13 protein-coding genes are annotated in these 13,733 nt (G+C 64.7%); 6 read left to right on the top strand and 7 right to left on the bottom strand.

What is annotated here, in order from left to right; translation table 11 throughout:
* Window positions 1–81: 81 nt before the first annotated feature.
* Window positions 82–654, bottom strand: coding sequence for a recombinase family protein (locus Sj15T_RS20315; protein WP_009824027.1), 573 nt, complete (start codon window positions 652–654; stop codon window positions 82–84).
* 191 nt (window positions 655–845) lie between these two features.
* Between Sj15T_RS20315 and Sj15T_RS20310 the strand changes: the two genes are divergently transcribed.
* Both Sj15T_RS20310 and Sj15T_RS20305 read left to right on the top strand, forming a co-directional pair.
* Window positions 846–2,246 (top strand): Mu transposase C-terminal domain-containing protein, encoded by a 1,401-nt coding sequence (locus Sj15T_RS20310; RefSeq protein ID WP_004212864.1) that lies wholly within the window; start codon window positions 846–848, stop codon window positions 2,244–2,246.
* Window positions 2,173–3,051, top strand: a complete 879-nt coding sequence (locus tag Sj15T_RS20305; protein WP_009824028.1) for an AAA family ATPase — start codon at window positions 2,173–2,175, stop codon at window positions 3,049–3,051. The genes Sj15T_RS20310 and Sj15T_RS20305 overlap by 74 nt, the downstream gene beginning before the upstream one ends.
* Before the next feature lie 314 nt (window positions 3,052–3,365).
* On the opposite strand, the gene Sj15T_RS20300 is transcribed toward Sj15T_RS20305, so the two are convergent.
* Together Sj15T_RS20300 and Sj15T_RS20295 are read right to left on the bottom strand one after the other, a co-directional pair.
* A complete protein-coding gene (locus Sj15T_RS20300; RefSeq protein WP_013039113.1) occupies window positions 3,366–4,604 on the bottom strand; it encodes a site-specific integrase in 1,239 nt (412 codons plus the stop codon).
* Between the two features lie 76 nt (window positions 4,605–4,680).
* Window positions 4,681–5,274, bottom strand: coding sequence for a recombinase family protein (locus tag Sj15T_RS20295; protein WP_013039114.1), 594 nt, complete (start codon window positions 5,272–5,274; stop codon window positions 4,681–4,683).
* Between the two features lie 139 nt (window positions 5,275–5,413).
* Between Sj15T_RS20295 and Sj15T_RS20290 the strand changes: the two genes are divergently transcribed.
* A complete protein-coding gene (locus Sj15T_RS20290) occupies window positions 5,414–8,371 on the top strand; it encodes a Tn3 family transposase (RefSeq protein ID WP_011627729.1) in 2,958 nt (985 codons plus the stop codon).
* Here Sj15T_RS20290 and Sj15T_RS20285 read toward each other — a convergent pair.
* On the bottom strand, window positions 8,349–8,537 hold the full coding sequence (locus Sj15T_RS20285; protein WP_148225625.1) for a hypothetical protein: 189 nt from the start codon (window positions 8,535–8,537) through the stop codon (window positions 8,349–8,351). The genes Sj15T_RS20290 and Sj15T_RS20285 overlap by 23 nt on opposite strands.
* 128 nt (window positions 8,538–8,665) lie before the next feature.
* Here Sj15T_RS20285 and Sj15T_RS20280 point away from each other — a divergent pair, with 128 nt between their 5' ends.
* The 3 genes from Sj15T_RS20280 (at window position 8,666) to Sj15T_RS20270 (ending at window position 11,010) form a co-directional block, all read left to right on the top strand.
* A complete protein-coding gene (locus Sj15T_RS20280) occupies window positions 8,666–9,832 on the top strand; it encodes a hypothetical protein (RefSeq protein ID WP_013041560.1) in 1,167 nt (388 codons plus the stop codon).
* A 96-nt stretch (window positions 9,833–9,928) separates the two neighbouring features.
* Window positions 9,929–10,327, top strand: a complete 399-nt coding sequence (locus Sj15T_RS20275; RefSeq protein ID WP_007686501.1) for an antitoxin Xre-like helix-turn-helix domain-containing protein — start codon at window positions 9,929–9,931, stop codon at window positions 10,325–10,327.
* The gene (locus Sj15T_RS20270) at window positions 10,327–11,010 is read left to right on the top strand and encodes an RES family NAD+ phosphorylase (protein ID WP_013041559.1); all 684 of its coding nucleotides are present in this window, start codon (window positions 10,327–10,329) and stop codon (window positions 11,008–11,010) included. Before Sj15T_RS20275 ends, Sj15T_RS20270 begins: the two co-directional genes overlap by 1 nt.
* Window positions 11,011–11,054: 44 nt before the next feature.
* Here the strand turns inward: Sj15T_RS20270 and Sj15T_RS20265 are convergent, their stop codons facing one another.
* From Sj15T_RS20265 to Sj15T_RS20255, 3 genes are all read right to left on the bottom strand, one after another.
* Window positions 11,055–11,405: a hypothetical protein gene (locus Sj15T_RS20265; protein WP_007688086.1), complete on the bottom strand. Its 351-nt coding sequence runs from the start codon at window positions 11,403–11,405 to the stop codon at window positions 11,055–11,057.
* Between the two features lie 64 nt (window positions 11,406–11,469).
* A complete protein-coding gene (locus Sj15T_RS20260) occupies window positions 11,470–12,483 on the bottom strand; it encodes a ParB/RepB/Spo0J family partition protein (RefSeq protein ID WP_013849890.1) in 1,014 nt (337 codons plus the stop codon).
* A gap of 47 nt (window positions 12,484–12,530) precedes the next feature.
* Window positions 12,531–13,733, bottom strand: coding sequence for an AAA family ATPase (locus Sj15T_RS20255; RefSeq protein WP_007688084.1), 1,203 nt, complete (start codon window positions 13,731–13,733; stop codon window positions 12,531–12,533).

Here is a 13,733-nt window from a genome sequence, read left to right as displayed (position 1 = left end):
GGGCCGATCGGGACCGCGAACGGTGTAAACGCTCGCGCTAAGTGGCGGCATTCTGATCGCGCTATTTGTCGGCGAGCGTCGCTACGCGGCTACCGGCTTGGTCTCGGCCGATCGCACATAGGCGTAGAGTTTTGGCTTGGAGATGCCGAGCATCGAACAAATCTTGGCGATCGGCATCGTGTTCTCGTGGTAGAGCCTGACGGGCAGGTCGCGCTTGTCCTTGCCGAGTGCGGCCGGCCGGCCACCCTTCTTGCCGCGAGCGCGGGCTGCGGTGAGACCGGCCTGGGTCCGCTCGCGGATCAGGTTGCGCTCGAACTCCGCCAATGCCCCGAACAGGTGGAAGGTAAGCTTGCCCGACGTGGTGGTCGTGTCGATCGCCTCGTGCAGGCTCAGCAGCCCGACCTTTTCCTCGTCGAGGTAGGTCATCCATCCGATCAGATCACGGAGCGAGCGGCCGAGCCTGTCGAGGCGCCAGACCACCAGTGTGTCGCCGGCGCGAAGCAGCTCCTTCACCTTTTCCAATCCAGGGCGAGCGGCAGTCGCCCCGGAGGCCTTGTCGGTGATGACCTTCTCGCAGCCGGCAGCCTTCAGCGCATCACGCTGGAGGTCCAGGTTCTGCTCGGCGGTCGATACGCGGGCGTAACCGATTTTCATGCGTAGGGCCGGTGGCGCCCCGATCGGGCGCGGTTTGGGAAGAAAGTCGTCATCGGCAGGTCTATGTTGCCCTAGTTTTCTTTACCGGGTAGATTTACGTCGAACAGGCCGGTTTGGCAACGCGAGCGGACTCGCATGGCGATGGGCAGGCAAATCTCCGTTTTCCTTACCTGCGACACGGACCGTCGGCGGTGACGCATCCGGCGCTTGTCCCGCCGCTGGCGATCGAGCGCTACCGCGTCCTTGAACCGCACCTCGCCGATGGCATCCCGCTCGCGGACCTCGCCCGCACCGGCACGCTGAGCGAGCGGACGTTGCAGCGCTGGCTCGGGCGCTACCGTGCCGAAGGACTTGCCGGTCTCGCGCGTCTGCCGCGCAACGATCGGGGCAGGCTGCACCTGCCGGAACATCTGGTCGAACTGACCCGCACTCTCGCCACCAAGCGCCCGCGACCCCCGGTCGCCGCCATTCACCGAAAGGTGCAGGAACTCGCCATCGCGCATGGACACCGAACCCCCAGCTATGCGGCCGTCGCGCGTGTCGTCAGGGCGATACCGGCAAGCCAGATCGCCGCAGCCTCCGATCCGGCCGTCTACCGCGACCAGCACGAGCTAGTGCATCGGCGCGAAGCCGCGACCTCGAACGAGATGTGGCAGGCCGATCATACCGTTCTCGACATTCTCGTGCTCGATGATGCCGGAACCCCGGTGCGTCCTTGGCTGACCGTCATCGTTGACGATCACAGCCGAGCCATCGCCGGTTACTTCCTCAGCCTCGATGCCCCCAGTGCCCTCAACACGGCGCTCGCCTTGCGGCAGGCGATCTGGCGCAAGCCCAATCCCGAATGGATCGTCAGCGGCATTCCCGAACAGCTTTACGTCGACAACGGCTCGGATTTCATCTCCGAGCATATCGAGCAGGCGTGCATCGCCCTCAAAATCCGCCTCATCCATTCGCTGCCGGGGCGTCCTCGCGGGCGCGGCAAGATCGAGCGGCTGTTCCGCACCATCAACGACATGTTCCTGCCCGACCTGCCCGGCCACCTGATCGCGGGCAAGCCGCTGTCGGCGCCAGTGCTCACGCTCGACGAGCTGCGCGCCCGCTTCGAGGCGTTCGTGTGCGGCGTCTATCATCGTCGCCCGCATGGCAGCACCGGCGAACCGCCGATCACGCGCTGGCAGAAGGGCGGGTTCCTGCCCGCAATGCCCGACAGCCTTGAACAGCTCGACATGCTGCTCGTGCACGTGCCCAAGCCCCGTAAAGTGCTGCGCGACGGCATCCGTCTGATGGGCAGGCGCTATGTCGAACCCACGCTCGCGGCCTTCGTCGGCGAGCAGGTCGAGGCGGTCTATGACCCCCGCGACCTGACCGAGATCCACGTCTACCACCAGGGCCGGTTCGTCTGCCGTGCGCTCAGCTCCGAGCACGCTGGGCACCCGTCGTTGCGCGCGATCCAGCGCGCCCGGCGCGGCGCGAAGGAGCGCGACAAGCAGGTGCCTGCCCCCACGGAGACCTTCGATGGCGACCAAGAGGATACGGCTTCCCGGCCCACCACCTACCGAGGGCTCCGGCTCTACGCCGCTGACGATTGAGTTCCTGGTCGAGCAGCCGTTCCTGGCGACCCGCGAACATGCCCGGTTCGTCGAGTTTGCCGAAGCCTGCGCGCACTACCGCTATATCGGCGTGTGTCATGGCCGGCCGGGCGTCGGAAAGACGCGATCGGCGCGCGAGTTTTCCAGCTTCCCCGACCTGGGGGAATATGCCGCGCTCCGTCCCATTGCCGCGCTCCTTGGCGAAAAGGTCGCTCGCTGCCGCGCCGTCTTCTACACCGTGTCGGTCAGCAACACGCCCAAGACGATCGACGCGGTGTTGGGCCTCAACCTCATTAAGCTGGGCTATGCCCGGCTGACGGTCGCGGGCGGCTCGCAGGACGAAATCACCCATGACGCCGCCCGCATCGCCTGCCCCCTCGTCATCGTCGACGAGGCCGACCGCCTGACCATAAAGTCGCTCGAACATCTCCGCGACATGGCCGATCGCCACGGCTTCGGGCTGATCCTGATGGGTATGCCGGGCTTGGAGAAGCGCCTCGCCCGCTATGCCCAGCTCTACTCGCGGATCGGCTTCGTCCACGAGTTCAAACCGCTTACCGAGACCGAAATGCGGCTGCTGCTCGCGACCCACGCCGGCGATTTCGGGATCAGCTTCGACCCGGCCCAACTCGACGCGATCGAAGCGCAGGCAGCCGTGATCCGCATCACGCGCGGCAACTTCCGGCTCATGGAGCGCCTGTTCGCGCAGATGCGGCGGATCATGACCCTCAACCGCGTCGAGGAGGTCACCGCTGACATCGTTCAGGCCGCGCGCGATTGCCTCGTCATCGGACCCGGCAACTGACAAATAGCGCGATCAGAACGCCGCCATTTAGCGCGAGCGTTTACACAGGATAAGATCCATACCGTTTCCGGAACCACTTTCTTGTTTCCTCTTCGAAATTGGACTGTGCTGATGAGTTTGAGCGATGGTGGCTTCGCTCATACACTACGCGCTACCAGGCCCCTGCCCGTTTCTTAGGCTTAACGTTGTAGCTCAAGACCCCGGGGGCTCAGCCTCCCTTCTCCGGTTCTTGCCGCTGCGCAAATCCCTCGATCTACCTGCCGCCGTCGTGTGGTCGCACGGCATCATCCAAAGACCTATTTAGGCCGTCATGACTAGCCAATCTTCGCCATAAGGCGCCCCGCCGCCCCCTGCTCTGCCGCGAGATTGCGATTATAAGCGAGCGGCATCCGCGGCGACTTCCACCGCAGCGCGTCCATGATGCCGGCCAAATCCTCCCCGCTGGCGAACAGGTCCTGATTGAGCCCGATCCGCGTCGAGTGCGCACTGATCCCCTTCAGCAACCGCGCCAGATCGTCCGCCGTCAAATCGGGCAGCGCGCCACGGTCGAACGCGCGGCCGATGATCGACCGAAAGATTGGTCCGATCGAGCCCGGGTGCAGCGCCACGGTGCCGATGTCATATTCGACGCGCGCCTTCACCGCCGGCTTGGACAGCGTCTTGCGCAGATCCCACGTCTCCCGGCCCGAGATGCTGTCGATCGGCCGACCGCGCACGGCTGCCCGCGCCTTGTAGCGCCGCACCTGCACCCGCCGGAACAGCGGCCCTGTCGTGATCCCCGCCGCTTCGGTCCACGCCGCGATCGCCGCGACGGTGCGCGGGCTGAGGTAGGCGGTCGCCCCCTCCCCGTCTTGATCGCCCTTATGACGCAGAATCTGCAGCAGCCGCGCTTCGGGATCGATCGCCTCCTCAATATGCTCAATGGCGACCGCCACCAGTTCGGAGGCGCGCAGCCCGGTGTCATAAGCGGCCGATAGCAGCGCCCGATCACGCAGCCCCGGCAGATCCTCGCCACAACTCTCGAGCAGCGCGCGGATGTTGAGCCCCCGCGCCTTGTCGCGCTCGACGTCGCGCACCGGGCCCTTGAACCGCAGCGGCCGCGCCTGCTTCTGCGCAGCCCCCTTCTCGCGGCGCACCGTCTGGAGCCGCAGCTTCACCAGCGGCGCCGGCGTCGGATCCTTGAGCTCGAGCAGCTGGTGGATCTTGGCGATCGACGCCTTGTAGCGGGATAGCGAGGCCGGCCGGCTCCCCTTCCCGGCCCGCGCGTCGAGATAATCGGCCACGGTCTCGGGCGTGGCCGGCAGCGCGATCCGGTTGTTGCGCCTACACCACGCATCGAACGCCTCGACGTCGGACTTGAGCGCACGGATGCTATGGGGCGATGAAGCGGCCTGATAGGCGGCGATCAGGCCCTCGTTGACGGTGATGCGCTCGCCGGCGCGCATCTGCACGATCGTCCACGCAAGGTCGGCCGGCGCCCTGACGGCCGGCAGGACAGCCTCAGGCGGCGCTACGGGGATTTCTGGCCCTTCCCGGGCGGTTTCGGTGCTCACGACGCGCCTCGCTCCTCAGCCGCGCTTGTAGCCCACCTTATAAGGGGTGACTGCACGAAAGTGACTTATCTGCACGCTAAGAGCGAACGGACCGGGAACGCTGGGACTTTGTGTTCTTCTCCGTGGCTTCGAGGGCTTTGTAGAGGGCGGTTTTGCCGATCTTGAGGCGCGCGGCGGCCTCGCGAACTGTGAGGCCGGAAGCGATATGTTCGCGCGCCTTGCGGAGCTTGTCAGGTGTGACCACTGGCCGCCGCCCACCGGGGCGACCTCGCTCGCGAGCGGCCTTGAGGCCTGCATGGGTGCGCTCCCGGATCAGATCGCGCTCAAACTGGGCAAGCGAGCCGAAGATGTTGAACACCAGCATCCCGCCCGAAGTGGTGGTGTCGATGTTCTCGGTGAGCGAGCGGAACCCGATACCTCGCGTCGCTAGCTCGCCGACCTTCTCAATCAGATGGCTCATCGAGCGCCCAAGACGGTCGAGTTTCCAAACCACCAGCGTGTCGCCGCTGCGCAGATAGGCGAGCGCCTCGGCCAGGCCGGGCCGATCGGCTTTTGCACCAGATGCGTGATCGTCGAATATCCGGTCGCACCCGGCCGCGTTCAGCGCGTCGAGCTGGAGTGAGAGCTTCTGGTCTGCCGTCGAGACGCGCGCATAGCCGATCAACGCCACATGCAGCCCAATCCTGTCCGTTTTCCCATCATTATCTGATCTTGTCCGAATCGCCGTTATAGGTCCAGAGTTAACGGACATATTCCTGCTGGCCGCCAGAGGACCGTCTGACGGACAAGGACGCGGAAGGAGATAGTGCTTGGCGAGACGGCGACTGGTGAGCGCGGAAATCTGGGCAGGGCATTATGGCGCGCCGCTCGATGAGCGCGAGATTGCGCGGCACTATACGCTGACCGGTGACGACCTGGAAATTGTCGGCCGCCGTCGCGGCGATGCCACCCGGCTCGGCTACGCGATGCTCCTACTCTATATGAGATGGCCTGGCCGTGCGCTGGAAGCGGGTGAAGTCCCGCCCGCTCCTGTGCTCGCCTATGTGGCGCAGCAACTCGGCGTCGCGCCCGAAGCCTTCGCGGACTATGCCCATCGGGACCAGACCCGTCGCGAACATCTCGTTGAAATCCGACGATCGCACGGGTTCAGGATTTTCGACCGCAAGGCTTTCCACGAAGTTGTCGCATTCTCGATCCCGATCGCACAGACCATCGTCCACCCCGGCCAGATGGCGGGGGTCATCGTTGACGAACTTCGGCGCCGGCAGATCCTCCTGCCTTCTTCATCGGTTCTCGAAGCGGTACTCCGGCGTGCTCGCCAGCAGGCCGAACAGCTTACCTATGAAGTGCTCACGAACGGCCTGCGGCCCGATACGCTGCAGGGGCTGGACGATCTGCTGGCCCGACGAACAGGGCAAGCCGCGACATGGCTATCCTGGCTGCGCAATGCACCACAGTCGCCGGCAGCGCGCAACATCCTACGCCTGATCGAACGGCTCACTCATATCCGCGCGCTGGATCTCGATCGCGCCCGTGCCGACATGATCCCGGCTTTGACTTTTGACAGGCTGGCGGACGAAGGCAGCCGGATCACACCCCAGCACCTTGGCGAACTCAATGCCCTGCGCCGCCATGCGACGCTGGCGGCGCAGGGCATCCGTCTTGAGGAAAGCCTGACCGATGCCACCCTGACGATGTTCGACAAGCTGTTGGGCAGCATGTCGCGTCGCGCCGAGAACCGGACCCGTGACAAAGCCCTCAAGACGGTGCGCGAGTTGCAAGGCCATCTCCGGACGCTCACAGGGTCTTGCCGCATTCTCATCGAAGCGCGCACCAACGGTGTGGACTCTCTGGCGCAGATCGAGGCGCTGGATTGGCAGCGCTTCGCCGTGGCGGTCGCGCGGGCCGAAGTACTCGGGCGACCGGAAACCGTCGATCGCACCGCTGAATTGATCGAGCGGCATCGCACGGTGAAGCTCTTTGCCGGTGCCTTTCTCAACACCTTCGAATTTCGCGGCGCCGGTGCGGTGCAGGGACTCCTGTCGGCGCTTACCATCATCGCGGAGCTATACCGGACCGGCAAACGGCGCTTGCCTGATCGCGTGCCGCTGCGCTTTGTGCCCTCCGCATGGCGGCCGTTCGTCCTGCGGGACGGCATCGTCGATCGCGCCGCCTATGAACTATGCGCCTTGTCCCAGCTACGGGAGCGGTTGCGAGCGGGAGACATATGGGTCTCGGGAAGCCGCCAGTTCCGCGATTTCGATAGCTACCTCATCCCGCCGGCCACCTTCGACGCGCTTCGCGAGAAGGGGCCGTTGCCGCTCGCCATCGAAACGGACTTCGATCGTCATATCGAGGAAAGGCGCGCCAGGCTCGACACGGCGATCGAACAGGTGACGGTCCTCGCCCGACAGGGCGAGCTGCCCCAGGTCAGGCTTGACGAAAGCGGCCTTATCATCTCGCCGCTGAAAGCGGCAACGCCACCCGCCACCGAGATTGCCCGTCGCGCTGCCTATGACCGACTGCCGCGCGTGAAGATCACCGATCTCCTGCTTGAGGTCGATGCCTGGACCGGGTTCAGCGAATGCTTCATCCATCGGCGTTCGGGCCGGGAGGCCGACGACCGCAATGCGCTGCTCACCGTCATCCTTGCCGATGGCATCAATCTCGGCCTCACACGCATGGCGGAAACCTGCCGAGGCGCAAGCCTGCGCCAGCTCGCCCATCTCCACGACTGGCACATCAGCGAGGCCGCCTATGGTGAAGCGCTGGGAAGGCTGATCGACGCCCATCGCGCCATGCCGCTCGCCGCGCTGTGGGGAGACGGCACCACCTCGTCGAGCGACGGACAGCAATTCCATGCCGGGGGCCGTGGCGCCGCAATCGGCGACATCAACGCGCGCAGCGGCAACGAACCGGGCGTTGCCTTCTACACCCATGTCTCGGATCGATATGACCCCTTCGCGACCCGGGTAATCGCGGCGACCGCCGGCGAAGCTCCCTATGTGCTGGATGGCTTGCTGTATCAGCAGACCGGCCTGACAATCGAGGAGCACTACACCGATACAGGCGGTGCATCGGACCATGTGTTCGGCCTTATGCCCTTCTTCGGCTACCGCTTCGCGCCGCGCCTGCGCGACATCAAGCAGCGTCGTTTGCACCTCCTTCCCGGCCAGGAAGCCGGCCCCTTGCTTGCCGGCATGACGGCCGAACCGATCGCATTGGGTCATGTCGCGGCGCATTGGGATGAACTGCTGCGGTTCGCCACATCGATACGCACCGGCACCGCCACCGCTTCGGCGATGCTTCGCCGCCTGTCCGCCTATCCGCGACAGAACGGACTGGCCCTCGCGATGCGCGAGCTGGGCCGCCTCGAACGCTCGATCTTCATGCTCGACTGGCTGCGCGACATTGATCTGCGCCGGCGTACCCAGGCGGGCCTCAACAAGGGCGAGGCCCGCAACGCGCTCGCACGCGCGCTCTTCTTCAACCAGCTCGGCGAATTGCGTGATCGGCGGTTCGAGAACCAGACCTATCGCGCCTCCGGCCTCAACCTGCTCGTCGCCGCCATCATCCTGTGGAACACCCGCTATCTCGAAGTGGCGCTGGCTGATATCGGCACGCCCGACGAAATCGCACGTCACGTCGCGCCATTGGGCTGGGAACATATCTCGCTCACCGGCGACTATAGCTGGAATGTTGAAGATCGGCCCGATCCGGATGTCCTGCGGCCACTGCGCGCCATCAGTTCGTTGCTCGCCGCGTAACGTTCACCATACGTTCGCGCTTAGCGTGCGGATGCGTCACTTTCGTGTAGTCACCCCAGGCAAGCTCGGGCATGGTCGCCGGTGGCAAGGTCGCCGTCACCGCGGCAGCGGCGTTGAAATCGCCGTTTTCAAGGCTTTTTTGCCCGGCTGATGCACTGGCTTCCATGCCGCCGCTGTACTCCACCATACAATGAGGCGTCAAATCCGCTTATATGATAACTGCAATTATCACATGTTCATTCACCAACCATCCAAGTAGTTGTGCAGTGTTTTGACATTCACTACACATTCGGCATGGAGCGCTTCCATCCCCTCGCCGCCGACAGCGACGCCCCACCCGAAGAGCTGGCGCTCGCGCAAGGCGAATGCGCGCTGGCGCTCGGCAGGCTCGACGGGCTCCTCGCCGGTCTCGCGGAGGACGAGAAGGCGCTGTTCTGCGTAGGGCTGCTGCGCGAGGTGCTGCTCTCGGCCTTGGCGCAGGCGGGATTTGCTGACGCCGAACACCGGTTCAACGCCTGGTTCGCCGGGCTCGATCGCGGCCCCCAAGAGACGCCCCTCACCGCCTGCTCCGCATATGCCGTGGTCCGCGCCCTGATGGGCGAACTCAGCCATCATCCGTGGGAACCGCTCGCCGACGCCGCGCAGACCATCGCTCTGGCCGCTCGCTTCGGGGCCGACCGCCCGATGCAAGCCGAAGATGCGCTGGCGGAGGAGGCGATCGGCAGAGCGCTCACGCTGGTGAAACAGGCCGGCGCGGATGACGAGACCCCCCTGCCCTTCGCGGGTCTAGCGCGCCTCCACGCGCTGCTGCGCGCCGATCCGCTGTTCGCGCCGCTGGAGCGCACCGTGCACATCCGTTCGCTTGGGAACCGCGCGGTGGCGATCGAGCAGGCCGCCCCGCGCACACCGCTCTGGGCGGTCGAGGCCTCGCTGGGGCGGCTGCTGACCGCGTGCGGCGCGTGGCAGCTTGCCCTCCCCTGCCCCGGCGCGGTGACCGCCGAAACGCTTCAGCCGCAGCTCTGGCCGGGCGAACGCGCCATTGTCTCAGCGCGAACTCTCCACGCCAGCGCTACCCGGCTTGCAGAGCTGGTCGCGAAAGCGCGACGGCGCACGGCGCTGATGCGCGAGCAGCTGGGGCACCTGCGCTCGAGCGCGCGGGCACCGCAGGTGTGGATCCTGCTCGCTGGTTTTGCGCCGCTAGGACTCGATCAGATCACCTGGGCGTTCGGGATCAGTCGGCGCGGCACCTATGCGATCGGCGACGCCCTTGTGGCGGCGCGCATGGCACGGCGGGAGACGGTCAAGGGGAAGGCCCTGCTGGTCGTCGAAGAACCGGGAAGGGATGGGCAGCCGGCGTCTTTGGACCAGGCTACCGCCCTCCCCCATGCGGCTCTTGCCGAGTTCGACGCGGCGATGGGTGAGATCGACCGGCTGCTCGCCGGCAGTTCTGGCCATCCCTGACGCGGCATCGCGCGCATTCGGCGTGTATGAAAACCGATCTCTTCTTGACGTTATGTACAGATATCATACATAGACAGAGAAAGAAGGAGATGGCCAATGGCCACAACTGCCCATTCCGGCGTCCCCGCCAAAGCGCCCAGCCGCAAGGATCTGAGCGGTCCGGCGCTGCGCACCTTTTTCCGCATTGCCGACGCCTGGGACCTCAAGGAAGCCGAGCAGATGAAGCTTCTCGGGCTCGACAGCCGCTCGACCTTCCAGACCTGGAAGCGCGGCGCGGTCGCGGCGATTCCCAAGGATGCGCTGGAGCGCATCTCCTATGTCATGGGGATCTACAAGGGGCTGAAGATGCTCCTGCCCCGTACCGCCAACGAATGGGTACGCAAACCCAATGAGGCGCCGCTGTTCGCCGGACGCCCGGCGATCGAGCGGATGGCCTCGGGCAATGTCGCCGATCTCTACGTGGTGCGTCAATATATCGACGCGCAGCGCGGCTGATGGATGCCATTGCGACGACGCAAGTGCGGTGGCAACCGTGCTACCGGATCGTCGCAAGCCGGTTCCCGCCCATATCGCTGTTTGAGGATGTCGCGGATCCGGCCGACCTGGAAGCGGTCTATGCGATCGAGGCGATGACCAACGACCGGCTTCGCGACGAGGTCGGGGACCTCGCCCTCGTCCCACCGGAGGACCGCGTATCGGGACCCGGAACATCGGCGATCATGGCAGCGTTCACCCACCTAAATCCCGATGGCAGCCGGTTCTGTGACGGCAGTTTCGGGCTGTTCTACGCTGCCAGCACCATCGAGACTGCGGTTGCCGAGACGCGCCATCACCGAACCCGCTTCATGGCGTACACCCACGAACCGGCGCAGGAACTCGACATGCGCGTCTACGCGGTCGACCTGGACGCCATGCTCCACGATATTCGCGGCCTGCGCGATGAACGCCCTGCCCTCTACGCCCCGGACAGCTATGCCGCCGGCCAGGCGCTTGGCCGGCACCTGCGTGAGCAAGGTTCGGATGGCATCGTGTACCAAAGCGTGCGCGACGCCGACGGCGAGTGCGCCGCGGTGTTCCGCCCTCGCCTACTCGCCAACAGCCGACAGGAGCGGCACCTGTGCTACGTTTGGGATGGCCGGGCGATTGTCACCGTCTACGAGAAGAAGACATTCGCCTAAAGGTCCTGCGGACAAGCTAACCTTTCGGCCTTGAGTGACGCCTGTCAGGAATAGACCCCGGCAGCCATACGATCGAGATCTTCCATGACGATATCGATATCGCCATTCGCAACCAATTCCGCGGCCGTTTTCCCAACTCCAGAAATGGGTTGATGCTTGAACCAGATAACCGCCTTGCCTTCTTCGCCTGCAAGTTCTGCCGCTCGCGTTATAACTCGGGCTATTTCCTCCAGTTTAATCTGCACGGTCGGGGCGGAGGGATACAGAGTCATGGCCTTAGGATCCAGGCGAGCAACGCGAGCCAAATGCGCCATGGAGAAGCGCAGGCGCTCCGCCAGACGACGGGGCGAGATGATCTCATTCTCGCGAATGTCATCCTGGAAGGCTGCAGTCATAGGGCAGTCCATATTCAACATGTGAAGACAAAACTCTCACGTCTCAGAACCGCTGAAGATTGTCCTAGCTCCAATGCTGATCGAGCAGCGCTTTCAACGCGGCCTCCGCTTCAGCCCGCGTACCACCGGCATGCGGGAGCAAGGTAAGTTTGAGACCCTTACGATCCACCGCCTCCACTTTCAGCAATGGTTTCCCCCCTTCGGACACGATCGTTTCCGGCTTTCCTGACTTCTTGGGGGATCCTGACCTCTTGGGGGGATCGGCGGCCAGAGCGAGCGCGCGTATGATATCGGGGACCGGCATCGGTGCTGCGCGATCGGACTGCACCTGAGCGAGACGTCCCGCCTCGGCGAACACACGCTGCCGCCGATCCTCCGGTTTCAAGAGAGGCTTGATCGCGGTGACATGCTTGATCCTGAGATCCTGCGGAAGGGCGAAGGCCGCCATCAGTTCCGCCGGCAGCCGGGCAAGGTCGAGATAGCGGCTGAGCCAGCTTTCCGTGACATTGATCCGCTCGGCCATCACCTTCTGGCGCCCCTCATAATAGGCGTCGAGCGCGCGCAGATAGTCGCGCGCGCGCTCCAGATCGGTGAGATCGTCGCGCGCCCGATTCTCGAGGTCAGCGAGACGGAAGGCCTCCTCGTCGGTAAGGCTACGGATATCGACGAGAAAGCGGAAATCCGGATAGTTGTGGGCGCGCAGCCAACTGATCGTCCAATGCCGGCGCGCGCCGCAAATCACCTCGAAATCGAAGGCAGGATCGTCCTTCACGCGGCGAACGATGGCGGGCATTTCTTGCTTGCCCTGCGCCTTGATGCTCTCGATGAGGTCGGCGCACCGCTCCTCATTGAGGAGCGCATATTCGCGGTTATGCCCCGCCCACATTCGGCAGCGCGCGGGATCGACAAGCTCATGGGTGCGCGAGACGACGCTGCCCGTCGCCAATTCGGCAAGCCGGCTTTCCCGGCCCGCCAGCACGCTCGCACCGATGCCAGGGCGCCGCGCCGCTGGGGCTTGCGCCCCCGGGTCGATTCCGGCGACCAGATCAGCCGCGAAGTTGGCGTTCTTCTTGCTCATCATCCACCCCTTCTACCCGGAATTGCACCGGTGCAATTTTGCTCGCATCAGGCGAGTCCCTCCTTGCGAAGCCGCGTCAAATGGCTCGGCCACATCGACCGAATGTCGACCTCAATTTCACTGTTCACGCCATCAAGATAGGCAAGGCAGCGGTTGCGCACCGTCGAACTGGTGACCGGGCCGTCCAGCTCGTAGACGGTCATCAGCCGCGCCGTTGCATTGTCGATTTCGGCCGAATCCTTGAGCGGCGTACGGACGATCGCGTGACCGAAAAGGGTCCGCATCAGGTTCAGCAGTTCCTTCTGCATCGACTTATTCTCATCGACCTTGGACGCCACAAAGCGCAGGAACTGCAGCGACGGCGCCAAGCCGCGATCGGCCAGCGTCTCTATGGTCTCATCGAGCATGGCGAGGAAGGCCGCCGTCGACGAGAAGTCCATCACCGTCGGCGGAACCGGCACCACCAGCGCATTGGCCGCGCGCAGCACCGAAAGCGAGATCGCGCCGAGCGCCGGAGGCGGATCGAGAACCACCACATCGAACCGATCGGCAATGCTCGCGATGCCTTGCGCCATGCGGTCGATCAGGTTCCCCTGCCCCCGCGCCATGCGCGCTGCGATTTCATATTCCGACTGGAACAGCCGCAGATTGGCCGGAACAAGCTCGAGGCCGTCGAAGTGGGTCTTGCGCAGGGCATAGTCGAGCGACTCCATGTCGTCGTGCCGCAGGAATGGATAGAGCGTGTCCTCCTCGGTCAGGTCGAGGTCGGGCACATAGCCGAATAGCGTGGTTGCCGACGCTTGGCTGTCGCAATCGATGAGAGCCACCCGGTAGCCCTTGATCGCGAGATATTGGGCCAGGTGCACCGAAAGAGTCGATTTCCCCACCCCGCCCTTGAAGTTCTGCACCGCGATAACGCAGCAGGGATCGGTTGCGGCCCGCCAGGGCCGGGTGCCGAACAGTCCGCGCATGTCGTTGAGCTGCGCCAGGGTATAGCCGACACGCCGATTATTCTCGGTTCGCGGAGGCGGCGGCAAGCGGCCGTCCTTCTCGGCCTCGCGAATGGCCGCCGCGGTTCGGCCGACCAGTTCCGCGGCCTTGCCAATCGGGAACGTCGGCTCGCGCCGCTCGTCCGCCCGGGCACTCCGCGCGGAGTCGCGGAGCCGCTCGAGGACAGAGCTGGTCCGTTGTGCGAGCGTCGAGACGGACAGCAGGTCCTGCGTGCCCTCAATGTCGAGTGATGCAGCCAA

Origin of the sequence: Sphingobium sp. TA15 (assembly GCF_037101235.1) — a bacterium.
Lineage (GTDB): Bacteria > Pseudomonadota > Alphaproteobacteria > Sphingomonadales > Sphingomonadaceae > Sphingobium > Sphingobium indicum.
Note: the sequence above shows the minus strand (reverse complement) of the source record. Positions and strands in the feature narration are given on the sequence as shown.

What these genes read in the sequence shown, in the direction of transcription:
- Sj15T_RS20315 (WP_009824027.1), bottom strand. Translation starts at nt 654, where the DNA reads ATGAAAATCGGTTACGCCCGCGTATCGACCGCCGAGCAGAACCTGGAC.
- Sj15T_RS20305 (WP_009824028.1), top strand. Translation starts at nt 2,173, where the DNA reads ATGGCGACCAAGAGGATACGGCTTCCCGGCCCACCACCTACCGAGGGC.
- Sj15T_RS20285 (WP_148225625.1), bottom strand. Translation starts at nt 8,537, where the DNA reads ATGGAAGCCAGTGCATCAGCCGGGCAAAAAAGCCTTGAAAACGGCGAT.
- Sj15T_RS20280 (WP_013041560.1), top strand. Translation starts at nt 8,666, where the DNA reads ATGGAGCGCTTCCATCCCCTCGCCGCCGACAGCGACGCCCCACCCGAA.
- Sj15T_RS20275 (WP_007686501.1), top strand. Translation starts at nt 9,929, where the DNA reads ATGGCCACAACTGCCCATTCCGGCGTCCCCGCCAAAGCGCCCAGCCGC.
- Sj15T_RS20270 (WP_013041559.1), top strand. Translation starts at nt 10,327, where the DNA reads ATGGATGCCATTGCGACGACGCAAGTGCGGTGGCAACCGTGCTACCGG.
- Sj15T_RS20265 (WP_007688086.1), bottom strand. Translation starts at nt 11,405, where the DNA reads ATGACTGCAGCCTTCCAGGATGACATTCGCGAGAATGAGATCATCTCG.
- Sj15T_RS20260 (WP_013849890.1), bottom strand. Translation starts at nt 12,483, where the DNA reads ATGAGCAAGAAGAACGCCAACTTCGCGGCTGATCTGGTCGCCGGAATC.